Origin of the sequence: Anaerophaga thermohalophila DSM 12881 (genome assembly GCF_000191885.1) — a bacterium.
GTDB lineage: Bacteria > Bacteroidota > Bacteroidia > Bacteroidales > Marinilabiliaceae > Anaerophaga > Anaerophaga thermohalophila.
The window spans coordinates 129018-152807 of sequence record NZ_AEWI01000012.1; the positions used below are offsets into that span (position 1 = coordinate 129018).

At 40.6% G+C, this 23790-nt stretch carries 26 protein-coding genes and 1 tRNA gene; 18 read left to right on the top strand and 9 right to left on the bottom strand.

All coding sequences use genetic code 11. The features are described from left to right. Nucleotides 1-562: 562 nt before the first annotated feature. The 3 genes from ATH1_RS0104610 to ATH1_RS18930 all read left to right on the top strand — a co-directional run bounded on the left by ATH1_RS0104610 (nucleotide 563) and on the right by ATH1_RS18930 (nucleotide 5443). Nucleotides 563-3916, top strand: a complete 3354-nt coding sequence (locus ATH1_RS0104610) for a sensor histidine kinase (protein ID WP_010418205.1) — start codon at nucleotides 563-565, stop codon at nucleotides 3914-3916. A gap of 580 nt (nucleotides 3917-4496) precedes the next feature. Continuing rightward, on the top strand, nucleotides 4497-4661 hold the full coding sequence (locus ATH1_RS20390) for a formate--tetrahydrofolate ligase (RefSeq protein ID WP_010418211.1): 165 nt from the start codon (nucleotides 4497-4499) through the stop codon (nucleotides 4659-4661). Beyond that, nucleotides 4655-5443, top strand: a complete 789-nt coding sequence (locus ATH1_RS18930; RefSeq protein WP_010418213.1) for a formate--tetrahydrofolate ligase — start codon at nucleotides 4655-4657, stop codon at nucleotides 5441-5443. The genes ATH1_RS20390 and ATH1_RS18930 overlap by 7 nt, the downstream gene beginning before the upstream one ends. A 393-nt stretch (nucleotides 5444-5836) precedes the next feature. Here the strand turns inward: ATH1_RS18930 and ATH1_RS18935 are convergent, their stop codons facing one another. Then, the gene (locus tag ATH1_RS18935) at nucleotides 5837-7486 is read right to left on the bottom strand and encodes an ArnT family glycosyltransferase (RefSeq protein WP_010418218.1); all 1650 of its coding nucleotides are present in this window, start codon (nucleotides 7484-7486) and stop codon (nucleotides 5837-5839) included. 638 nt (nucleotides 7487-8124) lie between these two features. Here ATH1_RS18935 and ATH1_RS21050 point away from each other — a divergent pair. The 3 genes from ATH1_RS21050 (at nucleotide 8125) to ATH1_RS0104660 (ending at nucleotide 9461) form a co-directional block, all read left to right on the top strand. Beyond that, nucleotides 8125-8286 (top strand): hypothetical protein, encoded by a 162-nt coding sequence (locus ATH1_RS21050; RefSeq protein ID WP_010418220.1) that lies wholly within the window; start codon nucleotides 8125-8127, stop codon nucleotides 8284-8286. 164 nt (nucleotides 8287-8450) lie between these two features. Beyond that, nucleotides 8451-8621, top strand: coding sequence for a hypothetical protein (locus ATH1_RS21390; protein ID WP_010418226.1), 171 nt, complete (start codon nucleotides 8451-8453; stop codon nucleotides 8619-8621). A 354-nt stretch (nucleotides 8622-8975) separates the two neighbouring features. Further along, nucleotides 8976-9461: a CAP domain-containing protein gene (locus ATH1_RS0104660; RefSeq protein WP_010418230.1), complete on the top strand. Its 486-nt coding sequence runs from the start codon at nucleotides 8976-8978 to the stop codon at nucleotides 9459-9461. Nucleotides 9462-9627: 166 nt separating this feature from the next. Here ATH1_RS0104660 and ATH1_RS0104665 read toward each other — a convergent pair whose 3' ends face one another. Further along, nucleotides 9628-10071, bottom strand: coding sequence for a YqaA family protein (locus tag ATH1_RS0104665; RefSeq protein ID WP_010418233.1), 444 nt, complete (start codon nucleotides 10069-10071; stop codon nucleotides 9628-9630). Between the two features lie 121 nt (nucleotides 10072-10192). On the opposite strand from ATH1_RS0104665, the gene ATH1_RS0104670 reads away from it, so the two are divergent. After that, nucleotides 10193-11077, top strand: coding sequence for a cation diffusion facilitator family transporter (locus ATH1_RS0104670; RefSeq protein ID WP_010418236.1), 885 nt, complete (start codon nucleotides 10193-10195; stop codon nucleotides 11075-11077). A gap of 626 nt (nucleotides 11078-11703) precedes the next feature. Next, a complete protein-coding gene (locus ATH1_RS0104675; RefSeq protein WP_245531712.1) occupies nucleotides 11704-12816 on the top strand; it encodes a hypothetical protein in 1113 nt (370 codons plus the stop codon). Between the two features lie 97 nt (nucleotides 12817-12913). On the opposite strand, the gene ATH1_RS0104680 is transcribed toward ATH1_RS0104675, so the two are convergent. Then, entirely contained in the window at nucleotides 12914-13423 is a 510-nt protein-coding gene (locus ATH1_RS0104680; protein WP_010418241.1) for a DNA-3-methyladenine glycosylase, read from the bottom strand. Nucleotide 13424: 1 nt separating this feature from the next. Next, on the bottom strand, nucleotides 13425-13895 hold the full coding sequence (locus tag ATH1_RS0104685; RefSeq protein ID WP_010418244.1) for a nucleoside deaminase: 471 nt from the start codon (nucleotides 13893-13895) through the stop codon (nucleotides 13425-13427). Nucleotides 13896-14264: 369 nt separating this feature from the next. Between ATH1_RS0104685 and rplM the strand changes: the two genes are divergently transcribed. The 4 genes from rplM to tsf all read left to right on the top strand — a co-directional run bounded on the left by rplM (nucleotide 14265) and on the right by tsf (nucleotide 17191). Then, the gene (gene rplM / locus ATH1_RS0104690) at nucleotides 14265-14720 is read left to right on the top strand and encodes a 50S ribosomal protein L13 (RefSeq protein WP_010418248.1); all 456 of its coding nucleotides are present in this window, start codon (nucleotides 14265-14267) and stop codon (nucleotides 14718-14720) included. Between the two features lie 5 nt (nucleotides 14721-14725). Then, complete coding sequence (gene rpsI, locus ATH1_RS0104695) at nucleotides 14726-15112, top strand: 30S ribosomal protein S9 (RefSeq protein ID WP_010418251.1); 387 nt, start codon at nucleotides 14726-14728, stop codon at nucleotides 15110-15112. 100 nt (nucleotides 15113-15212) lie between these two features. Further along, the gene (gene rpsB, locus ATH1_RS0104700; protein ID WP_010418253.1) at nucleotides 15213-16148 is read left to right on the top strand and encodes a 30S ribosomal protein S2; all 936 of its coding nucleotides are present in this window, start codon (nucleotides 15213-15215) and stop codon (nucleotides 16146-16148) included. Nucleotides 16149-16363: 215 nt separating this feature from the next. Then, nucleotides 16364-17191, top strand: a complete 828-nt coding sequence (gene tsf / locus ATH1_RS0104705; RefSeq protein WP_010418257.1) for a translation elongation factor Ts — start codon at nucleotides 16364-16366, stop codon at nucleotides 17189-17191. A gap of 62 nt (nucleotides 17192-17253) precedes the next feature. Here tsf and ATH1_RS20925 read toward each other — a convergent pair whose 3' ends face one another. After that, entirely contained in the window at nucleotides 17254-17391 is a 138-nt protein-coding gene (locus ATH1_RS20925) for a hypothetical protein (protein WP_010418259.1), read from the bottom strand. A 443-nt stretch (nucleotides 17392-17834) separates the two neighbouring features. On the opposite strand from ATH1_RS20925, the gene pyrH reads away from it, so the two are divergent. After that, complete coding sequence (pyrH, locus tag ATH1_RS0104715; protein ID WP_010418262.1) at nucleotides 17835-18539, top strand: UMP kinase; 705 nt, start codon at nucleotides 17835-17837, stop codon at nucleotides 18537-18539. Nucleotides 18540-18563: 24 nt separating this feature from the next. Here pyrH and ATH1_RS0104720 read toward each other — a convergent pair whose 3' ends face one another. Continuing rightward, complete coding sequence (locus ATH1_RS0104720) at nucleotides 18564-18911, bottom strand: hypothetical protein (protein ID WP_245531713.1); 348 nt, start codon at nucleotides 18909-18911, stop codon at nucleotides 18564-18566. A gap of 146 nt (nucleotides 18912-19057) precedes the next feature. Between ATH1_RS0104720 and ATH1_RS0104725 the strand changes: the two genes are divergently transcribed. The 3 genes from ATH1_RS0104725 to ATH1_RS0104735 all read left to right on the top strand — a co-directional run bounded on the left by ATH1_RS0104725 (nucleotide 19058) and on the right by ATH1_RS0104735 (nucleotide 20868). After that, entirely contained in the window at nucleotides 19058-19438 is a 381-nt protein-coding gene (locus ATH1_RS0104725) for a hypothetical protein (protein ID WP_010418269.1), read from the top strand. Between the two features lie 9 nt (nucleotides 19439-19447). Then, complete coding sequence (locus ATH1_RS0104730) at nucleotides 19448-20149, top strand: hypothetical protein (protein ID WP_139035246.1); 702 nt, start codon at nucleotides 19448-19450, stop codon at nucleotides 20147-20149. Nucleotides 20150-20277: 128 nt separating this feature from the next. Further along, nucleotides 20278-20868: a TlpA disulfide reductase family protein gene (locus ATH1_RS0104735; RefSeq protein ID WP_010418274.1), complete on the top strand. Its 591-nt coding sequence runs from the start codon at nucleotides 20278-20280 to the stop codon at nucleotides 20866-20868. 724 nt (nucleotides 20869-21592) lie between these two features. On the opposite strand, the gene ATH1_RS0104740 is transcribed toward ATH1_RS0104735, so the two are convergent. Continuing rightward, the gene (locus ATH1_RS0104740) at nucleotides 21593-22069 is read right to left on the bottom strand and encodes a hypothetical protein (RefSeq protein WP_010418277.1); all 477 of its coding nucleotides are present in this window, start codon (nucleotides 22067-22069) and stop codon (nucleotides 21593-21595) included. A 279-nt stretch (nucleotides 22070-22348) separates the two neighbouring features. Here ATH1_RS0104740 and ATH1_RS22740 point away from each other — a divergent pair, with 279 nt between their 5' ends. After that, nucleotides 22349-22480, top strand: coding sequence for a MuF-C-terminal domain-containing protein (locus tag ATH1_RS22740; protein ID WP_010418284.1), 132 nt, complete (start codon nucleotides 22349-22351; stop codon nucleotides 22478-22480). After that, a complete protein-coding gene (locus ATH1_RS0104755; protein WP_010418286.1) occupies nucleotides 22477-22671 on the top strand; it encodes a hypothetical protein in 195 nt (64 codons plus the stop codon). Before ATH1_RS22740 ends, ATH1_RS0104755 begins: the two co-directional genes overlap by 4 nt. Before the next feature lie 82 nt (nucleotides 22672-22753). Here ATH1_RS0104755 and ATH1_RS0104760 read toward each other — a convergent pair whose 3' ends face one another. Both ATH1_RS0104760 and ATH1_RS0104770 read right to left on the bottom strand, forming a co-directional pair. Further along, nucleotides 22754-23107, bottom strand: coding sequence for a type II toxin-antitoxin system PemK/MazF family toxin (locus ATH1_RS0104760; RefSeq protein ID WP_139035248.1), 354 nt, complete (start codon nucleotides 23105-23107; stop codon nucleotides 22754-22756). Nucleotides 23108-23591: 484 nt separating this feature from the next. Continuing rightward, nucleotides 23592-23662, bottom strand: a tRNA-Gln gene (locus ATH1_RS0104770). Between the last annotated feature and the right edge of the window lie 128 nt (nucleotides 23663-23790).

Genomic DNA, 23790 nt, shown 5'->3' on the forward strand with positions numbered 1-23790 from the left:
ACAGACGTAAATCGTTGTGCGTTCTACTGCTTTGCGATATTGTACCAGGCTTATTCATGAAGTTGGACTGGTGTTTTGTTTGAGAAGGAAGAAGTAGTTTGATTTTACATAGCTGACTAAAGCGGTTTTTCACTGTTCATCAGATACGAAACAGAAAAATTTCAATCGGTTATGAAAACTTTCGTATAGACAGAACGTATAGAAAGTTAGGTGTTTTTCAAAAGTACCTTTTTCAATAGAACGTTAGATTTTAAGATATAAGATGAATTTTATAGTACCTATATATGAGCCCGGTCTTAAAAGCATCTTTGTTGCCAAACTCGTTGTTGTTTTAAATTTTTGATTCTTCATTAGCAACTGGTTAACTCGGGTATCAAAATTTAAAACGTTTTGATTCTGACAAAAATATGCTTTTTATACTTCACTCGATTTTAAAAAATATGTTTTGCATTAGCTTCACCAGGTTTAAGTGCGCTTTAATATAAATATCTTACAGATAGCTACTTGTGATTAATATAAAGGGTTATTGATTTTTAGCAGATAAAAAATCTATACGGAAGATATGCATAAAGGATTATTAATTGTTGTCCTTTTATTTAGTTGTTTCATAGCCAGGGCACAAAGTCCCAATATGAAATTCAGGCATATTACCTCAAAGAATGGGTTGGTGCAGAATAATGTTGTGGAAATTTTGCAGGATTCGAAGGGATTTATGTGGTTTGGCACTAGGGCCGGATTAAATCGATTTGACGGGTATAATTTCAGGGTTTATGAATACTCATCTGATGAACAAAACTCGATGAGCAGCAACCAGATCAGTTCGATGGTTGAGGACGGGGACGGGTATATATGGATTGGATATTTAGGCGGTGGGCTTGACCGGTATAATCCTGAAAATGAAACATTTGAAAATTTTAATAAGATTCCCGGTTCATATCAGGAAATACCTTCTACCAATGTGGCAGCTATTATTGAAGATTCTGAGAAAAATATTTGGATTGGGACTTATGGTTCAGGACTGTTTAAGATAAATAGCGATCGTAGCAGTTTGATGCGGATGGTGCATAATCCCGATGACGAAGGCTCTCTTGGATATAATAGTGTCAGGGCCATCCTTGAGGATTCGAAAGGATATATATGGATAGGGTTTTGGGCAGATAGAGGAATTGATCGTTATGATCCGGAAAAGGGGACTTTTGAGCACTTCAGACATAATCCTGATAACCCTCACTCACCAGCAGGTAATAGCATTTATGATATTTATGAAGACAGTTCCGGTAATATCTGGTTTGCTACGCTCGGCAACGGAGTCAGTTGTTATAACCCGGAAACCAAATCGTTTGAAAATTTCTCACATGATCCTTCAAATGACAATTCTCTGAGCAGCAATTTTGTGAGAGCGGTTGTTGAAGACGACCGGGGCAATATTTGGTTTGGAACAGAGAATGGAGGACTAAGTATTTATAATCCTGCTGAAGGAAATTTTTTAACCGTAGTACAGGACGATATTGATTCCGAAAGCATTAACAATAATTCTATATATTCACTCTATAAAGATTCCGGCGGTAATATATGGATTGGTACTTACTCGGGTGGTGTTAACGTTTATTTCAAAAACTATAATGCTTTCGAGCATTTTCGAAAGAAAAACCTCAGCAACGGATTAACGCATAATAGTGTAACAAGTTTTGAACAGGACCCTTCCGGAAATATTTGGATAGGCACGGATGGCGGCGGTATTAGCATTCTTGATTTGAAAAGTCTTGATTTTAGAACGTTTTCCTTTGGTTCGGATGATGAAAGACTGGTAGAAGATGATTATGTAATGGGAATTACCTGTGATTCTGATGAGAATATGTGGTTTGGGACATGGGGTGGAGGTCTTGTGAGATATGATCTGTCAAAGGAGGAATTTACAAGATTTAGATATGATCCCTCGGATGAAGGGAGTATTAATTCGAATGCAGTATCCATGGTTTATGAAGACCACGGTCATAATATATGGGTGGGTACTTTTGGTGGCGGATTAAATTTATACGATAAGGAGTCGGGCACTTTTTCTCATTTTATGAACGATCCTGATGATGAGCAGACAATTAGCAACAATTTTATTGTCAATATTATTGAAGGAGAGGGTCGATATCTTTGGATTGGGACTGACGGTGGTGGGGTGAATATGCTGCGGCCAAACGGGACTTTCCGGCGGTTTATTGGCGTTGAAGGCGATGGCAGAGGGCTTCGAAACGGAAATATTTTATGTTCGATGAAAGATCATAAAGGAGATTTGTGGTTCGGAACCAACAGAGGTTTGCACAGGTTAAATACGGACAATCTCCGTTTCTATTATTATTCTTTGGGAGACAGCCTTACAGAATTCAGAGTGTTGGGAATTGAGGAGGACAATCGTCACAATTTGTGGGTTAGTACTAATGACGGGTTGTTTAAGTTTAATCCCGACACCAAAGTCTACAGAAGATATTCTACTTCTCACGGATTGCAGGATATTGAATTTAACAGAGGTGCTTCATTTAAGGACAAGGATGGCTACCTCTATTTTGGCGGGATTAATGGATTTAATCGTTTCCATCCGGATAGTGTTCGCATTTCAGTTAGTTATCCTCCCATTGAGCTTGTAGGGTTTGAGGTATACAATAAACCGGTAGAGATAGGCGGGAAGGATTCTCTTTTAAAAAAATCAATTACAGAAACAGAGTCTATTGAAATTCCCTGGCGCTATTCCATGTTTTCAATTGATTATGCTGCACTGAATTATAATTTTTCGGACGATATTGAATATGCCTACATGCTTGAAAACTTTGACAAGCATTGGTATTATGTGGGAAAAAACCGCAAAGCGACTTATACCAATTTGAATCCCGGCGAATATGTTTTCAAAATAAAGTGTAAGGTTGATGATGAATGGGGGGAAGAACAGCAAAAATTAAAAATTGTAATACTCCCGCCTTTTTGGCAAACATACTGGTTCAGGGGATTCCTGATACTTGTTGTGGTATTTATTTTTGCCGGCTTTTATTTGTCAAGGATGCGTCGCATTCGCCGGCTGAATACCCTTGTTGACAGGCGCACAGAAGAAATCCGGCAGCAAAAAGAGGTGCTGGAAAAACAGAAAGAGCAGTTGTTGGAGATCAATGCCATATTGAAAGAACGTCAGGAAAAAATCGAGAAGCAGGCAAACGAGCTTGTTGAACAGAGTAATGAACTGGCTCAGGTGATTGCTACAAAGGATAAATTTCTGTCTATTATTGCACACGATCTTCGTGGACCATTCACTTCCATTATCGGATTTTCAGAATTGTTGCTCGCCAATTTGAAGAGTTTTACATCGGAAGAAATAGAGGATCATCTGAGTCAGATTCATCGGGCAGCAGAACAAACATACAGCTTATTGGAGGATTTACTTTTATGGGCCAACTCTCAGTCCGGAAAATTGACAACAAACCTGAAAACCATCAACGTGGATGAAGTCTGTAGTGAAGTTTTTGAGTTACTTAAGGAACAGGCCTGTCGAAAGAACATAAAAATTGATTTCCGGCCATGTGGCAACACCTATGTCAGAGCCGATCGGTTTATGCTGAAAACCATTGTGCGTAATCTCCTCTCCAATGCCATTAAATTTACTTCAGCTGGCGGACAAATCATTGTAAAAACCGAAAGAAAGCAGAACGTGGCAATGGTTACTGTTTCGGATAACGGAGTTGGCATAAGCAAGGAACTTCAGGAAAAACTGTGGGATGTATCTACCCATACTTCGCAAACGGGAACCGCCAATGAAACCGGCAGCGGCCTCGGACTGCTTTTGTGTAGGGAGTTTGTCGAAAAACAACAGGGGAAAATATGGGTTGAGAGCACTCCCGGTGAAGGCAGTGATTTTAAATTCACCCTTCCTCTGACCTGAAAAGAGATTTTGACACTTCAATAATTCTACATATCTTCATATTCTTTTACTATAGTTCCTTACTCCTACCCTGGAAAAGCCAGAAGCACAAGTTATAAAAATCTAATCAGAATTAGCCCGATAAGCTAATTGCTACGCAATTTTTTTGGTTGTCAACGAATTTCGCACTTTTGGTGCGACTTTTAAACGGCTGTGCCGTTTAAAAAAAGCAGTTTTACAGCTTTTAGATTCGCGTAATTCATGCCATTAGCTGACCCAGGACAAGGAATGGCGTAACCATTTTCAGATAACATTAGAAAATATTTTGCCAAAAAAACACGAATATCAGGAATAAGACACTGAATGGCTGCGGTTTTGTCAGGCAAGAAAAGCATAAATAATGTATGAGCCCGGTCTAAAAAGCATCTTTGTTGCCAAACTCGTTGTTGTTTTAATTTTTTGCATCCTCATTAACAACGAGTTAACTCCGGCACAAAAATTTAAAACGCCTTGATTCTGACAAAAATATGCTTTTTATACTGCACTCATGTATTTAAAGTGTTTGCAAAAGTTTAACGAATAGATATAAAAGAATACTGTTATGGCAAGTGATATAGAAATAGCTCGGCAGGCCGGGATTAAACCCATTTCTGAAATTGCAGAAAAGCTTGGTATTCCATTTGACGATCTTGAGTTGTACGGCAAGTATAAGGCTAAGCTTCCTTTGAAATTTATTGACCCCGAAAAGATTACGATTATGTGGTAACCGAAGCCGGATTTGGATTTGATCTTGGGGCAGAGAAGTTTCTGGATATTAAATGTGTATCAGCAGGTCTGAAACCTCAGGCTGCTGTGCTGGTGGCAACTGTCAGGGCTTTGAAATATCATGGAGAAGTACCTGTTGCTGATCTGAACAGCCCCAATGTGGATGCGGTGAAGCGGGGAATAGAAAACCTTGAGAAGCATGTGGAAAATATGCGGAAATTCAATGTCTGTCCGGTGGTGGCAATCAATCGGTTTGTCCCGGATACTGATGAGGAGATTGCTGTAGTTAAAGAAAAATGTAAGGAGCTGGGCGTAAAAGTGGCTGTAGCCGACGTGTGGGCCAATGGAGGAAAGGGTGCTGAGGAATTGGCTCATCTGGTTGCAGAGGCGGCCGAAAGCTGCACATCTGAAATGACACCTCTCTACGATTGGAATTGGTCGGTGGAAAAGAAAATAGAGACCATTGCCAAAGAGATTTACGGGGCCAAAGCCATTGATTATACGGCTCAGGCCAAAAAAGACCTTAAGGTGGTTGAAGAACTTGGACTTGGCAATAAGGCTGTCTGTATTGCCAAGACTCAAAAGTCGCTCTCCGATAATCCCAAACTTCTTGGACGGCCTGAGAATTTTGTTGTGACTGTTCGCGAAATTGAGATAGCCGCCGGAGCCGGTTTTATTGTTCCTGTCACCGGTAATATTATGCGTATGCCAGGATTGCCGGCAACTCCGGCAGCCGAGAATATTGATATTGATGAGAATGGTATTATCTCAGGACTTTTTTAGTTTAAAAAGGGAGCAGGTAGAAAGGCGACAGGGTAGAATGGTGAGGTGGGAACTTATTTTGATTTATAATCACTGAATTATCAGATATTCTACCTTCAGGTTACCTTTCTTTTCTGATAGTTCTCAATTCTTACCTTCATTAAGGCCTTTGTCAAAGCATATTCTTTTGATACAGTGGATGGCAGAAACCGGCAGGTGATAAGCATCAATTATCTGCTGACAAGCTGCTATCGTCAGCATTATCAAAGAAGAAACGAAAACGTTTAAAATTGTCCTGAATCCTGTTTGCATCTGTTTATTTTTTGCAGGTTCAGAATGAATGAGCAAATTGTCCTCTTTTCCGCCATAATCAGAACAGGGACAAAATAAAAACAAACACCTTTGTTGTAGTCACTATTTTTTGGAGGTGACATTGGATAGAATTACCCATCCGTCAACAGTATCTCTCTGAGCGAAGAAGTCATCCAGTTTTTTAAAAGCAGGCTCGTCGGCATCACTTATTCGGGATAGTAAAACGCTGCCTTTAAAGAAGGCAGGGCTTTTTAATCGTTCATCATCAATGTCTATTAAAGAATTTTTCCATTTATCTGTTTTTTCAAATTTTGTTTCCCGCTCCAGGCCTCTGTTCCCATTATAGATTGAGATAATGGGCTGATGAGCATGAAAGGCTACAGAAGGCAGTCGTCTGTCATAAACCATGATGTGCCCTTCGTCAGAGAGTTTTGCTTTTGCCTCTTTAGCCACATTTCTCTGGTCATTGGCAAGGCGCGGATTGGCTTGCATGAAATAGGTGCTGAAGACAACAAGTAACAGCGAAAAGATGCTTGCGACCGGCACAGCAATTTGAGTCCGGGAAATTTTAATGATCTGAAACGCGATCAATGCGCCCATCAAGCCAGTTATAAAGTACATCCCGATAGAGAAGTTGATACCTTCCGAAGTAAAATATCTTGCAGAAAGTAGTGATGCAAGGATCAGGGCGTGGTAAGAGAAAATAACCATGTTCCAACGCCGTCGGACTTTTTCCGGCAGGCGACGCCAGGTGCTGGCAGCAATGATGGCTATTGCCGGGAAAACCGGCAATACATATAGAATTAATTTGGATGTGGAAAGCGAAAAAAAGAACAAAGGGATGCCGATCCAAAGCCAAAGTACCCGTTTGTAGGTGAATGGACTTTTTAACTTTTTGGATGAGTGCCATATTGCCATCACCAGCCACGGAAACGACATGGCAGGTACCAGGATTAGGTAAAACCAGAATGGTTCACCCCGGTGAAACTGATTGGTGGCAAACCGATTGATGGTGTGCTCTATGACGAAGTAGTCAAGAAAGGACGGATTCTTCCAAACCAGAAAAAGATACCACGATACACCACTGAATAAAAATACCAGCAGTCCAATGAGATGATGAAACCCTTGCTTTTTATGCTTCATCGGGAAAAGGTGATTAATTAGAGGTATGACTACAGCCGGTATGATAAAGACAACAGGCCCTTTGGTCATGAATCCGAGTCCAAGAGACAAATACGTAAGATAAAGCCAAAGGGGATGGTGGGTGATGCGTCGCTTGGTCCAGAAGAAAATCGACAGTAAAACAAATGTATTAAGAAAGGCATCGGTGGTAAGGGCCCGGGCTGATATCATTACTGCAGGGAAACTGATGTAGAGAAGGGTAGCGGTGAAAGCGATTTTTTTGTCTCTTGTTAACATTACCGACAAACGAAAAACCAACCACATCTGGATTAGTATCATGATTTGCAGGAAGAAACGTGCTCCAAAAGCATTTGGTCCGAAAATATGATAAGAGAGAGCTGTTATCCAGTAAGTAACAGGGGGTTTGTGGTAATGTTGAATCTCCAACAGACGGGGATGCAGATAATCCCCGCTTTGATACATTTCATAAGCAATTTCGGCATAGCGGGCTTCACTGGTTTCTGTAACCCCCCACCCATTCAGATTAAATAAAAGGGCCATGGCCGTTATCAGCAAAACGGCCCATAAATAGTTGCCTGATTCTGTCCTTTCAGGATCAATGTTTTTCATCAGTATAAAATTAATCTAAGTTATTGGTCTGATGTAACTCGCATGCAAAGGTTTATATATGTTCTCTTGTGACAAACTTTGTCATGCTCGTTTCATCACTGTAAATATTCTTTCTTTATACGGGCAAACTGTAATGTTGCATGAGGGTAGAAAAAAAAGCTTAAACGCAAAGACGTATGTTGTGTTTATAATTCACACTACTGGTGGCTAATGGCTAAAAACTAATGGCTAAATTACTTATATCTAAAAATCTGATAATCTATTAAAGCAAACCTTGTCATGCCCGTTTCAAAAATTTAAAACAACAATGTGTATGGCAACAAAGATGCTTTTTAGACCGGGCTCATTGATAATTGTCTATAAACAAAACAGTCGTTCTGAAAGTTCGGTGGTGTCACATTTCTCTTTATTGGAATTTAAATTAACCGATTGTTAATGAAATTCTTATTTAAGCTAAAAATAGTCAGATAACTGCTATATAACCGGATGTAATTAATTGTCGTGGACATCCAAAAATCAGGGTTGAAATGGGAAACATGATGTTTTCATTTTTTAGATGCTTTTGACGTACGCTGACATTATACTTTTTTGCTTTTTGGTAACTTTGCCGGGTTATGGGAAACAAAAAAGTACAAAAAATGCATCCGGCGAGATGGCCATTTTTCTATGGTTATGTAGTTGCATTTTTCGGGACCATCGGGATATGGGCAAGTGTGCCGGGGCAGACCATTGGTGTGTCGGCCTTTACCGATCCGGTGAAAGATGCTCTCGGGCTGACTCCGGACGGGCTATGTCGATGATTGTATTTGCCAGTGCTTTGGCACCCTATTTTTTCAGTCTCTCCAAAACATTTTTCAAAACCTACACCTCCATGGGATGGCTTGGATTGATATTTGTTATATTCATATTTTTTGGTTCGCTTAAGGCCGACAATCCGCAACCAACAGATGGATAGTATTGTTAGTTGACAGTAGTCTACAGGCAGAACATTGGACATGTAGCAGAGTGCATGGGACAAAGAGCTTGGGGTCTGGAGCATAAAAGGAACTCCTTCCTGTGGTCTTTGAACGTGGAAGCCATAGAAGAATTGGACGATAGAAAGGCAGGATGGTGGAATGATGGAATGGTGCAGTGAACAGAAGGTGAAAGCTTCTTAGTTCCAAATTATTACAATATGAAACGAGCATGACAAAGATTGTCACATAAGAACATGTATAAACACCATCTAACCTTTAATCATGTAAGAAACCAAAAACAAGGAACAGATTCTTCGTCGTTACCTCCTCAGAATGACATTCGACAGTCTGTCATTCTGAGCGAAGTGAAGAATCTAACATCAATTAAAGTGTGATAAGTTACATCATTTCAATGACTTATATAAATTTTATACTGATGAAACGAGCATGATAAAGATTGTCACAAAAGGACATGTATAAAACTCAATCATGTGAGTTCCATTCGACCAATAACTTCGACTAATTTTATACGAATGAAAAAAGCACTGATTTCTGTTTTAGTATTTTCATTGGGCGTCTTGGGGATAGCTCAAAGCATTGATTATTCCGATGTTAAGATTGATAAGAGGGAAATGCTGAAACTGGTCAACGAAGCGCGGATGACCAGGCGCTTTTGTGGAGGAAAAAGGCAGGAGGCCGTACCACCGCTTCAATGGAATGCAAAACTGGCGAAGGCAGCACAAAAACATGCCGACGATATGGCCGACAATGATTTTTTTGATCATATCGGCTCAGATAAATCGACGGTAGTAATGCGAATTGAACACGAGGATTATTTGTGGATGGCAGTTGGTGAAAACATTGCAATGGGGCCCCGTTCTGTTAAGGAAGTTGTAGAAGGATGGCTCGAAAGTCCGGGGCATTGCAGCAACATTATGAACGGGGAGTTTACCGAAATGGGGGCAGCGCTTTCGCACGACGGGAAATATTGGGTACAGGTTTTTGCAACACCGCGTTAATGAAAACGTGAAGGTGCAATTAAGCCTCAACTAAAGCCAAAGTTGATAAAATTTATTGTTCTTATTATCAGAGAGTTAAATTCAACAACAAGAATTACACGAAATTTAACGAACTACTGCATAAAATGTTCCCTTATATTAGCTCTGGGTCTTTGCGTTTCAGCGTTTAAAGACCCGAAATAATTTCCAGCGTAAGCATTCCCCATACCAGATAGCGCAATGCTTTTCCTGCAAGCATTCCGGTGGCTGCAAACCAGAAATTGCTTTTGAGCAACCCGAGTACTACAGCAATGATGTCTCCAACACCGGGCAGCCAACAAAATAAAGCTATCCACCATTCCTTTCCTTCTACTTTTTTGTGCCACTTTTCAAGTTTTACTTTTGGAATGCGCAGATATTTTTCAATCCACTCGTATTTTCCCAGCCATCCTATCCAGTAAGAAGTAAGTCCGCCCAGCCAGTTACCAAGCGTTGCCGTAACAAGACTTAATGCGGGGTTACCACCGGCAGCCAGAATGCCGCTCAGTACAAATTCCGAACTGAACGGGATGATGGTTGCTGCTAAAAAGCTGGCCAGAAACAGGCCCAAATATCCCAGGTCGATCCACATGTCCGAAATATAGAAAATTTATGAATAAACCAAGTTAACCAAACAAGAGGTTGGTTGGTTTTATTTGAAAATGTTATTTTTGCGTCCATCCCTGAGAGTTGTTCAAATTATATGATATAAAATGTCACAGCCACAGCATCAATATTTTGCCCACGGTAGGGCGTTTGCCATAGGTATAGGTCTTAACCTTGCGTTTGTCGGTGTTGAGGTTTTTTACGGGTTAATTGCCAACTCGTCGGCTTTGCTGGCCGATGCAGGCCACAATGCCAGCGATGTATTGGGGTTGTTTTTTGCATGGGGGGCATTCCGTCTGGCAAATATGACACCACGTGGGAAATACACTTATGGATGGCAGCGAAGTACCATACTTTCTTCCATTTTTAATGCCGTTCTGCTTTTTATGGCTGTTTTTTTTATTGCAAAAGATGCTTTTATTAAATTACAGGAACCACAACCCGTGGCAGGCACGAGTATAATGATTGTTGCGGGCATAGGTGTGGTTATTAACACCATTACGGCTCTGCTTTTCATGAAAGACCAGAAACAAGATTTAAACATTAAGGGCGCTTTTTTGCATATGGCTGCCGATGCCGGTGTGTCCCTTGGCGTTGTTGTAGCTGGCTTGCTTATCAATATTACGGGTCATCAATGGATCGATCCGGCCGTCAGCTTTGTCATTATAGCCGTTGTTTTATGGAGTACATGGCGCCTTTTCGTCGATTCCGTGAATCTTGCATTGGATGCCGTCCCGAAAAATATTAATATTGAAGAGGTCAGAGATGCATTGAACAACTATCCCGGTGTCTATGATGCGCACGACTTGCATGTGTGGGCGCTTAGTACTAACCGAACGGCTATTTCCGTTCACCTTGTTGTTCCCGGAGGCGGAGGAGACCATTTTTTAGCCGATGTCCAGAAAATGCTGAAGGATGAGTTCAACATTTCTCATGCAACCATTCAGATAGAAAATGAGAAAAACAATCAGATTGAATGCTATCACCGCTAGTGTTGCCTCAAGCTTAAATAACATTTCAAGAAACTGTTTCCACTTTTTATACCGATAAATCGGGGCAGGCTATTCGGCCTTGATAAATAAAAAAATTCAGACCTAAGTTTTTGTAAGCGAGCGGCCGCTCGGTTCAGTCGATTGCTTGCAAAAATTTTGGTACGAACTTTTTTCTGAATTATATGAGTAAGTAAGGTATAAAAAGCATATTTTTGTCAAAATCATGATGTTTTAAATTTTTGTTCGGAGTTAACCCGTTGTTAATGAGGATTCATCAGCATAAAATAAGTCTAAATTATTGGTCTGATGGAACTCGCATGAATGAGTTATATACATGTTCTATTGTGACAAACCTTGTCATGCTCGTTTCATCCGTATAAAATTTATTTATTAGGGTCTGATGGAACTCGTGTGCACGAACTTATAAATATTCTTATTGTGGCAAACTTTGTCATGCTCGTTTCGTAAATGAGTATTTTGTCGGCAGGCGTAACACAGCAAATGGTACTTAATGAACAGACACTTTTTAGCCCGAACCCATGGATAGAAAGAGAAGAATTACTACTTAATTTGGAGAAAAGACTGGTTCCTCGGACATGATTAATCGACAGATACAAAAATATTTCTTGTGTGTTTCCATATTTTGTGCCTCTATCACTGCTGTTGCTCAGATAAATAATGAGTTCCGGTATTATTATCCCGAATTTGAAACAGACCGCGCTAATCAATTATTATTTTACGTAGCCAATATAAATTTTGTAAAGGATAATGAGTACAAGAACAAGTTTGCCTGGGGGCATACACTGATTGGCTACGGTATTCAACCCTCCCTTATGTATTATGCAGGGGATCGTTTACGTTTAAGAGTTGGCGTTTTTCTTCAGCAATACAGCGGCTTGAATTATTATAGTGAAGTGCGTCCGGTGCTGTCTGCTCATCTCAGACTTTCGCCTTCTGTGGATGTCATTATGGGGTCTTTGCGGGGTCATATCCATCACGATGTTATTGAACCGCTTTTAGATTATGAACGACAGTATGTACGCCCTGTTGAAAACGGATTACAGTTTTTGTTCAACCGGCCCCAACTTCAGGCTGATGTATGGGTCGACTGGGAACAGTTTATTCAGGAAGGCGACAAGATACCGGAGTGGTTTACTGCAGGTGTGAGAGGTGAATATTTACTGGCTGATGGATTTATCCCTGCATGGAGTGTTTCCGTTCCCGTTAATATTATTGCTGTTCACCGTGGTGGAGAAGTGAGTGATTATCCCGAAAGAGTTCAAACATCTATCGATATTGCCGGTGGACTGAAGGCAGAGTATTCTCTTGGTAGACGGTTTAGTAATATCGGTTTTTTTGGTTATGCCATTGCCTACCGCAATCTTAATGAAGCCGGTCAGTCAGGGGTTAACACAGGACATGCCTGGTATACGGGTTTAACGGCTACCAGCCGGCGAACGAATCTGATGGCAGGTTATTTCTATGGTAAAGATTTTGTGGCTTTACGCGGAGGGGGCATTTTCCAATCGGTTTCTCCTATTCGAGATAATGTTTACATCCCGGTGCGTGAGCTGATAACTATAAAAGTTGGCTATAACAGAATATTTCTTGAAAAGATAAAGTTCTCTTTTCTTTTTGAAGGGTATTACGATGTCAGGGATAATCGTTTCGATTTTGCACCGGGATTACAGATTGTGTTTAACCCGTCTTTTTTTATAACTGAGGAAGAATTTTTTTAATGGGTGAAGAAGGGTTTATTTCAGTGTTAAACGAACTCTTTTAGCGGCAATCGTTACACAGCAAATGGTACTTTATGGACAGAAACTAAAAAACAGTTCAGTATCTAAACCGCCAGTGCTTTCCCGCCCAATGCTCTCCAGCATAGTCTATACCTACCCTGGGAGAAGTCATAATCTCAATTTTATCAGAATTTACATGGTTTTCTACCCATATCCGTTCCGATGTGGAGAGGTCTTCGCCGTAAAACGATTTATCCAGCTTCAGGGCCCGTCCGATGCGACCGGGACCTTCAATTTCAACCGAACCGCGAATAAGTACTGCCTGTGGATGGTCTTCCCTGCCTGTAGTGAAATTCAGCATCCAGTACATCCCATATATGAGATAGACATATACCCGGCCCCCCTGATGGTACATGACATCCGTTCGGGGTGTGCGTCCCTTGCTGGCATGACAACCCAGATCCTCTTCCCCTCTGTAAGCCTCTACATCATTGATGGTCAGACGCAGGATTTTACCATCATCAAAACGGCGTACCAAAGCCTTTCCTAACAGGTCGGGTGCTACTTCCAGAACATCACGGGAGTAGAAGTCGCGGTGCAGTCTCATCCTAATATTCCTTTCGGTCTTCGAATTGTAACCATTCCTCAAAAGCATTTTTTATGTTCCCGGTTATTATCTGCCTGGTGGGAATGGAACGCCGGGAAAAAGGTTTCTCCAACTCCTCATATATGAATTCATCGTCGAAACCTATGGATGCCGCTTCACTGCGGTTATTGCCAAAATAGAGATTATCAAGTCGTGCCCAGTAAATTGCACCCATACACATGGGACAAGGCTCACAGCTGGCGTAAATAGAACAGCCACTTAAGTCGTGTGTACCAATCTTTTGTGAGGCTATTCGGATGGCTTCCATCTCTGCGTGTGCTGTCGGGTCATGTTTTTCGGTTACACGATTGGAAGCGGCAGCAATGACTTCACCATTTTTTACTATTACCGCCCCAAAAGGTCCTCCGCCTTTTCTGACACTCTTTTCAGCCAGCTCTGCGGCCATTCTCATGTATTCTTCGTGTGTTTGCATTGTTTCATTTTTACAATACAAATATACAGGCAATCGTCCGTTTAAAAAAAGCCCGAACGCGAAGTGACTATTGCTTGTCTATAAACTCGTGAAAATTTTTACAAAATTAAAAGTTTCCACGAATAATCTTTGCGTCATGGTATCTTTGCGTTTCTTTTCTCACGTCCAAATTTTGTTGCTGAAAGATTGGTATTTATTAAAAATAGCTGTACTTTTGCGGCCGATTATTATCCATGCTAAACAACACAAATGATTGTATCGCAATTGATTTATCGTTGTTGATGTTTGCCCGATATCAGTAACGGTAAGGGATACAAGTGTGTTGTGTATTAATTTTAATGTAGGTCTAATATTCAAAAGAGGAAGACTGTGGATACTTTAAGTTACAAAACAAAATCGGCCACAAGAGACACAATCAATAAAGAATGGGTTGTAGTTGATGCCACCGATATGGTGCTCGGTCGCTTGAGTTCCCGCGTTGCAAAATTGCTTCGGGGGAAACACAAACCGAATTTTACACCCAATCTCGATTGTGGTGATAATGTGATCGTTATAAATGCTGAGAAAGTAAAACTTACCGGTAAAAAGTGGAGCAATCGTGTGATGTTTTCACACAGCGGATATCCGGGAGGGCAGAAAGAAACAACGCCCGCTGAGATGTTTGCCAAAGACCCGGTAAAACTGGTTCATCATGCGGTAAAAGGGATGTTACCCAAAAATAAACTGGGAAGAAAACTGCTGCGCAACCTTTATGTTTACGTTGGTTCGGAGCATAAACAGGAAGCTCAGAAGCCGAAGGTTATTGATATTAATACCATTAAATAAGCAGTATGGAAGTAATTAACGCAATAGGACGAAGAAAAGAGGCCATTGCCCGTATCTATGTTACCGAGGGCAAAGGGCAGATTACCGTCAACAATCGCGACCTGACTCAATATTTCCCCTCAGCTATTCTTCAGTATATCGTTAAGCAACCGCTTAATACTTTGAATGTTGCCGGAGAATACGATATCAAAGTGAATCTTGCTGGTGGCGGAATTAAAGGACAAGCCGAAGCAGCCCGTCTGGCCATTGCCAGAGCGCTGGTCAAGATCAACGAAGAAAACAAGAGTGCTTTGCGTGCAGAAGGATTTCTGACGCGCGACTCACGGGTGGTTGAACGTAAAAAGCCAGGACAACCCAAAGCACGTAAAAGATTTCAGTTTAGCAAGCGTTAATAATCGTCTGGTACGTTTAGTATCTAAACTGTTAAGATTCCGCGTTACGGACTACTTAATGGTTGCTTTACACAGAATGTAAACGTTTAAAAAAAACAACATGCCCAGAACAAATTTCGAACAATTATTAGAGGCCGGTGTACATTTCGGCCACCTCAAAAGAAAATGGAATCCTGCAATGGCTCCTTACGTGTTTATGGAGCGCAACGGGATCCATATCATAGACCTGCATAAAACAGCTGCTAAAATTGATGAAGCCGCTGATGCTTTGAAACAAATTGCTAAATCGGGCCGCAAAATTCTTTTTGTTGCTACCAAAAAACAGGCTAAAGATATTATTGCCGATAAGGTTGGTGCGATCAATATGCCTTATGTGACCGAACGATGGTCGGGCGGTATGCTTACCAATTTTCCCACGGTTCGTAAGGCAGTTAAAAAAATGGGCTCCATCGACAAACTGATGGGTGATGATGCCTGGAATCGCCTTTCAAAGCGGGAAAAATTGCAAATTACCCGTCAGCGTGCCAAACTGGAAAAAACTTTGGGCAGCATCAAGGATTTAAATCGTCTTCCTGCTGCTATGTTTGTGGTAGATGTGATGAAAGAACACATTGCCGTTAGAGAGGCCCAAAAACTGAACATCCCCATTTTTGCAATGGTAGACACCAATTCCGATCCCAATGGAATTGACTTTGTTATTCCTGCCAACGACGATGCTTCCAATTCCATTGAGCTTATCGTTGATATTATGACACAGGCCATTAAAGAAGGTCTCTCTGAACGTAAAGCCGAAAAAGAAAAAGATTCTCAGGGTGACAAAAAAGGCGGGAAAAGAACAGAAGGACGTCGTACGCGTGCCCGTAAAGAAAAAGAAGATGCTTCAGGAAATAAAAAATCTGCCAAAAAGGAACCCGTAGCTTCATCTTCTACCGAGAAAGAAAAAACAGAAAAGACTGAGGAAAAGGTTGCTTCTGAAAAAGCTGTTCCTGAAAATGCAGAAGAACAAACGGAAAAAGAATCCGGAAAAGAAGAATGAGTGCAGTATAAAAAGCATTTTTTTGTTAAAATCCAGGCGTTTTAAATTTTTGTGCCTGAGTTAACTTATTGTTAATGAGAATTCAAAAATTTAATACAACAACGAGTTTGGCAACAAAGATGCTTTTTAGACCATACTCAGGAATAAGGATTGTTTGAGAGAGGAATGAGGGTTAATCCACTCATTTTAATAATAACCTAATTAAAAGATATATCATGGCTATTACTGCTGCTGATGTAAGTAAACTCAGAAAAATGACAGGCGCCGGTATGATGGATTGCAAGAAAGCTCTCCAGGAGGCCGACGGCGACTTTGATAAAGCTGTAGAGGTAATCCGCAAAAAGGGAATGGTTGTGGCCGGCAAACGAGCTGATCGCGAAGCCAGTGAAGGTGTTGTCCTTTCAAAAGTTACCGGTGATGCCAAAAAAGGTGCGTTGGTAGTTTTGAATTGTGAAACCGATTTTGTGGCCAAAAATGACAGCTTTGTGGCACTCGCACAATCGATCCTCGACCTTGGGCTTGAGAAGGGCGTAAAAACCCTTGACGAACTTCAGGTTCTTGAGCTGGATGGTGTTCCTGTTAAAGATGTTATTACCGAACAAATCGGCATTATTGGTGAAAAACTTGAACTTGCTGCTTTTGAAGTTATAGAAGCAGAAAAGGTTGTGGCTTACATTCACCCCGGCAATAAACTGGCCACAATCGTTGGTTTTAATAAAGCCGATGTGGATGATCAGATGGCCAAAGATGTGGCCATGCAGGTGGCTGCTATGGCACCAATTGCTGTCGATCGCGATTCTGTACCCCAGGATGTTATCGACAAAGAGCTTGAGATTGGTAAAGAGCTGGCCCGTAATGAAGGTAAGCCTGAAGAAATGCTTGACCGTATTGCCCAGGGACGTCTTGGAAAGTTCTTCAAAGAAAGTACGCTTCTCGAGCAGGCTTTTATTAAAGACAATAAATTGTCCATTAAGCAGTATATTCAAGGTGCCGATAAGGAACTAACAGTGACCGGTTTCAAGCGGTATTCCCTGAATAACTAACAATTTGGAATAATTTTTACGCAGGATATGATAAAGGACTGTACCTTAAGGGCAGTCCTTTTTTAATGCCCTTGTGAGTGTCTGTCAACTGACCATTTCCCTGAACCGTAAATAAGCAAATAAACCGACAGCAATAACATGGAAAAGTCGGTACGGGCAGCATGTACCATCTGCCGGAAACCTTCTTTAGTGAGTATCATGAAATAGCAGCCTGTTATCAAACCCTTGTAAATTATTCGTAATTTTGTCTATTATTTGAAACGAGCATGACAAAAATTGTTATAAAATTGTTAGGACTGTTAGATTGTTAGCTAATGTAATAAAACTTATACCATTCTAACAACTAACACATTATTAACAACTTTAACAATTCTAACAGCCTTAACAATTTATTAAATGTAAGATGAAACGAGCATGGCAACGTTTTCCACAACAGAACATGTATAAGTTCTTGCATGCGAGTTCTATCCGACCTTATTAAATAAATTATATACGGATGAAAAGCATCTTTGTTGCCAAACTCATTGTTGTATTAAATCTCTGACATCGGCTTTTTGCAAAACAGGCATATTCTTGTTCCGTCAAAGTACAATATCAGTTTTTTGGATGCAACTTACAAGCTCAAAACCTAAGGATCTGTTATATGCAATACAAACGAATTTTACTAAAACTGTCGGGCGAATCCCTCATGGGAGAACAGGGACACGGCATTGATGCCCAAAGGCTTGACGATTATGCTTCACAAATTGGAGAAATAGTTGAATACGGTGTTCAGGTTGCCATTGTCATTGGAGGTGGAAATATTTTTCGCGGTTTGAGTGGTGCAGCCAAGGGATTCGATCGCTATAAAGGCGATCAGATGGGGATGATTGCCACCGTTATAAACAGCCTGGCTCTGGCTTCGGCTTTACAGAACAAAGGCGTTCGTTCAAGGGTGATGACGGCTATTCGTATGGAACCTGTTGGAGAGCTTTATTCACAACCCAAAGCGGTTGATGCTCTCAATGCCGGCGAAGTGGTGATTATTTCAGGGGGAACCGGAAATCCCTATTTTACAACGGATACGGCTTCTGCTCTCAGAGGGATTGAGGTAGGGGCGGATGTAATGCTGAAAGGAACCCGTGTTGACGGTGTTTATTCGGCTGATCCTGAAAAAGACCCGACGGCCGTAAAATTCGAGTCCATTTCGTTTGATGAAGTTTACAATAAGGGGTTGAAAGTGATGGACCTTACAGCTACAACCATGTGCAAGGAGAATGGTCTTCCTGTGTTGGTTTTTAATATGGATAAAAAAGGCAATCTTATGAAAGTTCTGAAAGGAGAAAAAACAGGGACACTCGTTCATTGATTATTGCCTTGATACGACACGAGCTCAGGCTCTTTGTTTTTTAAGGATATTCAATGCTTCTTCACGAACATCAGGCGGTAATTTTATGCCGCGTGCCATCAGACTTTTCAGCCAGACGCCCACTTCCCGGGCGTGCATTGTGATGAGTACCTCCCGAAATTGTTCTGCCTCTTCGGGTGTATATGTGGCAGGGTCTTTGTCGCGAAATACATCCAGTTCTTCGTCGTCGAAGTAAATGATTTTTTCCGGTGGATGTGCCATAAGGTCATTTTTTTCGCATACTTCATGGGCGCCACAGCAGTCGCCCGCCGGAGGTTCAACCGTTGTATCAGTGCCTGGCTTCCGCGAAGATGAAAGCTTTGTGGCAATCATAGCTGCGATTAATGCAGCCAATATAGCGATCACTAAAATCCACATGGCACAAAAATAGGAAAAAAGTTTTTCGTACTGTGCAAATGTGCGTTAAACCATGTATAATAGTGGCATTTTACACACAAATACAAAATACAGATATATTTATGGCCGGAGAAAAATTGATGGGAAAAGAAGATTTGCACTTTTTGGGCATAAAGGTTGTGTATAAAGACTTGATTGACAATGGGTATGAAGTCCTGAATGTGAGAAAGGAACCGGATATCGATCCCCAGATACTTGCCCGCCGAAACGGGAAATTGTTGTTTATAGTGGTTCGCACTGCCACCTTTCCTGATATGGGGGTGTTGACACCCCGTGTTGCGGCCCGTGTTAGTATGCATGCCCGGAAACACGGAGCATTGTGTTATTTTGCGAGCGTGGGTATTGCCAATGCCAACGGAGATACCGATGAAGAAATGGGAAAACCGGAAATTGACGGAGAATATTACATCAATTATAAGGGCCTGCAGCCTTTTCCACAATAACGAAGCAGTATGATGCAACCTTTCGATTTCAGACGATTCTGGCGTAAATACGGGAACTTTATTCTCATAGGTTTGTTTTTCCTGTTTATTGTGAATTATTGCAATCAACAGGCAAGATTTGCTGCACAGCAATCAGATTTTAAAAAAACTGACGCTGAAACGGTAGAAAAAAGAAATAACAATGGACCCTATCTGAAAAGTTATGAAGAGTTGATACGTGATCGTAAGCCCGACCAAACACGGAGACCGGGCGGTTTCATAACGTTGTTGTTACTTCTGGCGTTGGGGGCTGGTATTGTTTGGGTGGCAAGACAGCCATGGTGGAGAAATCTGATGCAGTCATTGTTCCCGGGGCATGTAAAGATGAAAGTGGCCAGGATGAAAGATAAGGTAACTGGTCGGAAATTGTTGCGAATATCCGTGGAAAACAGAACTTCTGAAGGGCTTACATTTCTTGCGCCGATGATTCTTTTCAGCAAATGGGGTAATGAACGGCGGTTTCGTCTGAAGAGCAGCAACCAGGAAGATATGTTTCCTTTAACTTTGACGCCGGGAACCGGTCACGAAGTCGTTATCGATTTGGACCAGTTTTATGAGAAAATTCCTGATCTTAAAGGGGCGACCCGTGTCGGAGCGTCTATTGAAACTGCGGAAGGGAAGCAATACAAGAAATTTGCTTTACCCGCCTGGCTGAACATTTTGGTGAAATAGCGTTGAAGTTATTCCTGAAAGAAGTATTTTTGGATGAGGTACGCGAGTACAGGAATTATACGAAATGGCATTAGTGGTAAGAATACGACGTAGAGGAACTGTCCTGTAAATTAAAATAGTGAAGTGAAATGAAGAACTTCTGGAAAAGATACAGCAGAAAAAAACGTTGGTGGACTATTGTCCTCGACTTTCTGTTCATGGCGTTTGTTATTGTCATGTTGTTTCCCGGCACACGTAAACCGGTGTCAGTTTTTTTAATCCGACAGACACTGTTTTCTCCTTCCGAAACCGATAAGGTAGTCTTCCTTTCCGAAAATGACTGGCAATTGTCTTTGACGAGAACCGGGGAACAAAAAGAACTGAGTCTGGAAAATTTCAAAGGCAAACCATTGTTTGTCAATTTCTGGGCCACCTGGTGTCCACCCTGTGTGGCCGAGATGCCCTCTATACAGAGGCTCTATGATGAATACAAAGACAAGGTGGCATTTATACTGATCAGTAATGAGAATGCAGCTGTGATTAACAGATTTATTGAAAAGAATGAGTATTCTATGCCGGTTTATTCACTCCTGAGTAATGTTCCGGCGGTATTCGAAACCTCTACAATTCCTTCTACATACCTGGTGTCTCCTTCGGGTCGTTTGCTTATCAGTAAAACAGGTGCAGCCAAATGGGACTCTCCCAAAATTAAGAAAATACTGAATCAGCTATTGCAATAGTCCGTTAGATTAAGTCTGAACGAACTTTTATCCGTCATTAAAATGATTGGGTGTAATTTATTTTCATCAGTATAAAATTAGTCTAAGTTATTGGTCTGATGGAACTCGCATGAATGAGTTTTATACATGTTCTTTTGTGACAAACTTTGCCATGCTCGTTTCATCCGTATAAAATTAGTCTAAGTCATTGGAATGATTCAACTTATTATGCTTTAATTGATTTTTAGATTCTTCGCTCCGCTCAGAATGACAGACTGTCTAATGTCATTCTGAGGAGGTAACGACGAAGAATCTGTTCCCTGTTTTTTGTTTCTTTGCTGATTAGAGGTTAATTATACATCTTCTTTTGTAACAAACCTTGCCATGCTCGTTTCATCAGTATAAAATTAGTCTAAGTTATTGGTTGAATGGAACTCGCATGCAAGAGTCTTATACATGTTCTTTTGTGGCAAACCTTGCCATGCTCGTTTCATCACTGTAAATATTCTTTCTTTATACGGGCAAGCTTTAGTGTTGCATGGGGTTAGAAAAAAAAAGCTTAAACGCAAAGACGTATGTTGTGTTTATAATTCACACTACCGGCTACTGACTAAAAACTACTAACTAAAAACTAATGACTAAATTACTTATATCTAAAAATCTAAAAATCTATTAAGGCAATCTTTGTCATGCTCGTTTCATTAATGAGCCCGGTCTAAAAAGCATCTTTGTTGCCAAATTCTAATTAAAACCGGTACCTTAGTGCAAGTGACAGACCAAAACCAAAGGCATCATCCGGAGTATCTGAAAGTGAAATTTCCGGCCTTGTATCAATCGATATCTGAAGCGGAACTTCCAAAAAGTTATATTCAATGCCGGCATTCAGTGCCGCAGTCAGGTAAATACCACTGTCGTCGCTATCGTCGTGCGACCAGCTGCCCAGTCCCGGACCAACACCAAGATACCAGAAGAAACCGCTCTCTATTGGCATCACCCATTGATATATTCCGGTTAATTTCCAGTAACTGTAATTTTTCCTTCCACCCAAACCAAGATCAAGTTCGCCACGGTTGCTGTTAAAAGGTGTCTGAAACGTTATTTCTTCATCATGTCCTATTCCGCCTCCAAAGCGCAATCCAATGGCATGATCACCACGCTGAGCTTCACTGATTGAAGGTATTGCCAGTAAGGCAGCTACAATTACAATCGCAATTTTCTTCATTTTATTGAAAGTTTTAGTTTCTGTTATCTACAAACGCAACAACGGCAAAATTAATAATGTTTTTGTGTTAAAACCACTGGTTTGGAAGGGTTTTAAAAAAGAAAGGCCCGCCGGCATTCCGACAGACCTTCCTAAAACCTTAACCCTAACCCGCTACAAATATATAAAAGGTTTTTTATTTACGCAAGTTTTTTTAATTCAATTTAGGCTATCCAAGTCGAATTTTACTGAAAACAGGGATTAGTTATCTTCCAATTGTCCTGTCAAGTCAAAAAAATATTGACTGTCAAAATTAAAAACCACGGATTTGATGCTGAAATCCTAAAAGATTTGCCCAAGAAGATTGCCAATCCAATCATGGTTTTTGATTCAAAAATAAAAGACCAGAAAAATATGGAATTTCCAAAATGATTGGGGTAGGCGGTTCTGTTCCCGGAGAAGGGATTTTAACTGTTATTGTTACAAAGGATAAATACAACAGGTTAATCGTTAATAAAATTGAGAGTATTGGCGGAAGGAATGCAAAGCAGATTTGGTATCATATTGAAGAAGGTTATTTACAATACCATAATAAACAAAAAATCCTGCAACATCTAACCTAGGCTTCCATTGCCTCCGGCGTCAATAATGTGCAGGACTTCAACACAAAATACAAAAGCATTTCGGAATTGCAAAATCTAATTTTTAGTATTCATATCCAAAAGCAATTTCCACAATCTGTTGTATGAGGTTTTGAAATTCGTTTTCTTTGAGGTAGTTGTTGTAATTTCTATTAGGTATTACGTCATCATTCCTAAAAAAACCAATAAGATGAACCCTTGCCTGGCAGTAGGGAACATCCAGCTTTTTTGTGGTCATTCCTTTTGGTATCTCAAAAGTAAATTCATCCTGATAACTTTCTTCACTGGTAAGCATTACAGCTACAAAACCGCCTTCCTCTTGAATGGCAGTATCATTTGAAAGAATAATAGCAGGATGATTAATAACTCCTTGCGGTAAATTGAACGGTACTTCTACAATACACCCTTGGAAGTTAATTTTTTTCGGATTCCTACTTCAGCAGCTATTTTTTTCAAAGCCGAATTGTACTTTTGATTACTATAAACGGGCAATACGAAATTGTATTTCTTAAGAATTGACCAAACTTTGCCGATGACTGGTATCATACATTCAGCAGTTTCAACTTTTTTCCTGGTTAAACTTATCCATACTTGTCCGGATTCGTCTTTTTCAAGATGGGATGCGTTTAGCCTTTTCTACAATAAATGGGGCATTCACCTCTTTTATTGACTTTATTTTTAACAAGCCAAAAAAGGACTTTCATCAGTATAAAATAAGTCTAAGTTATTGGTCTGATGGAACTCGCATGATTGATTTTATACATATACTTTTGAGATAATCTTTGCCATGCTCGTTTCATCTGTTTAAAAAAAAAGAAAACCTGGGCAAAAAAAAAAAAACCTCAATGTATTTTTACATCAAGGTTTCTGATTGATTTTTTTTGGATTTAAAACCGTTATTGTTGTCCCGCTAGGATTCGAACCCAGACCGAGAGAACCAAAATCTCCTGTGCTACCATTACACCACGGGACAAGCACTATAGCTTTTTTCTTAAAAGCGATGCAAATATAGAATGTTTTGGGGAACCCGCAAAAAATATTTTTCAGAATATTTTCTATCCTTTCGAGTTCTTCTGTTTGCATTTGCCATGCAATTGTAAT

Bases quoted from the DNA above. Each gene is read 5' to 3' on its own strand.
- ATH1_RS0104610 (WP_010418205.1), top strand. From the start codon at position 563: ATGCATAAAGGATTATTAATTGTTGTCCTTTTATTTAGTTGTTTCATA.
- ATH1_RS20390 (WP_010418211.1), top strand. From the start codon at position 4,497: ATGGCAAGTGATATAGAAATAGCTCGGCAGGCCGGGATTAAACCCATT.
- ATH1_RS18935 (WP_010418218.1), bottom strand. From the start codon at position 7,486: ATGAAAAACATTGATCCTGAAAGGACAGAATCAGGCAACTATTTATGG.
- ATH1_RS21050 (WP_010418220.1), top strand. From the start codon at position 8,125: ATGCATCCGGCGAGATGGCCATTTTTCTATGGTTATGTAGTTGCATTT.
- ATH1_RS0104660 (WP_010418230.1), top strand. From the start codon at position 8,976: ATGAAAAAAGCACTGATTTCTGTTTTAGTATTTTCATTGGGCGTCTTG.
- ATH1_RS0104665 (WP_010418233.1), bottom strand. From the start codon at position 10,071: ATGTGGATCGACCTGGGATATTTGGGCCTGTTTCTGGCCAGCTTTTTA.
- ATH1_RS0104670 (WP_010418236.1), top strand. From the start codon at position 10,193: ATGTCACAGCCACAGCATCAATATTTTGCCCACGGTAGGGCGTTTGCC.
- ATH1_RS0104680 (WP_010418241.1), bottom strand. From the start codon at position 13,423: ATGAGACTGCACCGCGACTTCTACTCCCGTGATGTTCTGGAAGTAGCA.
- ATH1_RS0104685 (WP_010418244.1), bottom strand. From the start codon at position 13,895: ATGCAAACACACGAAGAATACATGAGAATGGCCGCAGAGCTGGCTGAA.
- rpsI (WP_010418251.1), top strand. From the start codon at position 14,726: ATGGAAGTAATTAACGCAATAGGACGAAGAAAAGAGGCCATTGCCCGT.
- rpsB (WP_010418253.1), top strand. From the start codon at position 15,213: ATGCCCAGAACAAATTTCGAACAATTATTAGAGGCCGGTGTACATTTC.
- tsf (WP_010418257.1), top strand. From the start codon at position 16,364: ATGGCTATTACTGCTGCTGATGTAAGTAAACTCAGAAAAATGACAGGC.
- ATH1_RS20925 (WP_010418259.1), bottom strand. From the start codon at position 17,391: ATGATACTCACTAAAGAAGGTTTCCGGCAGATGGTACATGCTGCCCGT.
- pyrH (WP_010418262.1), top strand. From the start codon at position 17,835: ATGCAATACAAACGAATTTTACTAAAACTGTCGGGCGAATCCCTCATG.
- ATH1_RS0104720 (WP_245531713.1), bottom strand. From the start codon at position 18,911: ATGATTGCCACAAAGCTTTCATCTTCGCGGAAGCCAGGCACTGATACA.
- ATH1_RS0104725 (WP_010418269.1), top strand. From the start codon at position 19,058: ATGGCCGGAGAAAAATTGATGGGAAAAGAAGATTTGCACTTTTTGGGC.
- ATH1_RS0104730 (WP_139035246.1), top strand. From the start codon at position 19,448: ATGATGCAACCTTTCGATTTCAGACGATTCTGGCGTAAATACGGGAAC.
- ATH1_RS0104735 (WP_010418274.1), top strand. From the start codon at position 20,278: ATGAAGAACTTCTGGAAAAGATACAGCAGAAAAAAACGTTGGTGGACT.
- ATH1_RS0104740 (WP_010418277.1), bottom strand. From the start codon at position 22,069: ATGAAGAAAATTGCGATTGTAATTGTAGCTGCCTTACTGGCAATACCT.
- ATH1_RS0104755 (WP_010418286.1), top strand. From the start codon at position 22,477: ATGATTGGGGTAGGCGGTTCTGTTCCCGGAGAAGGGATTTTAACTGTT.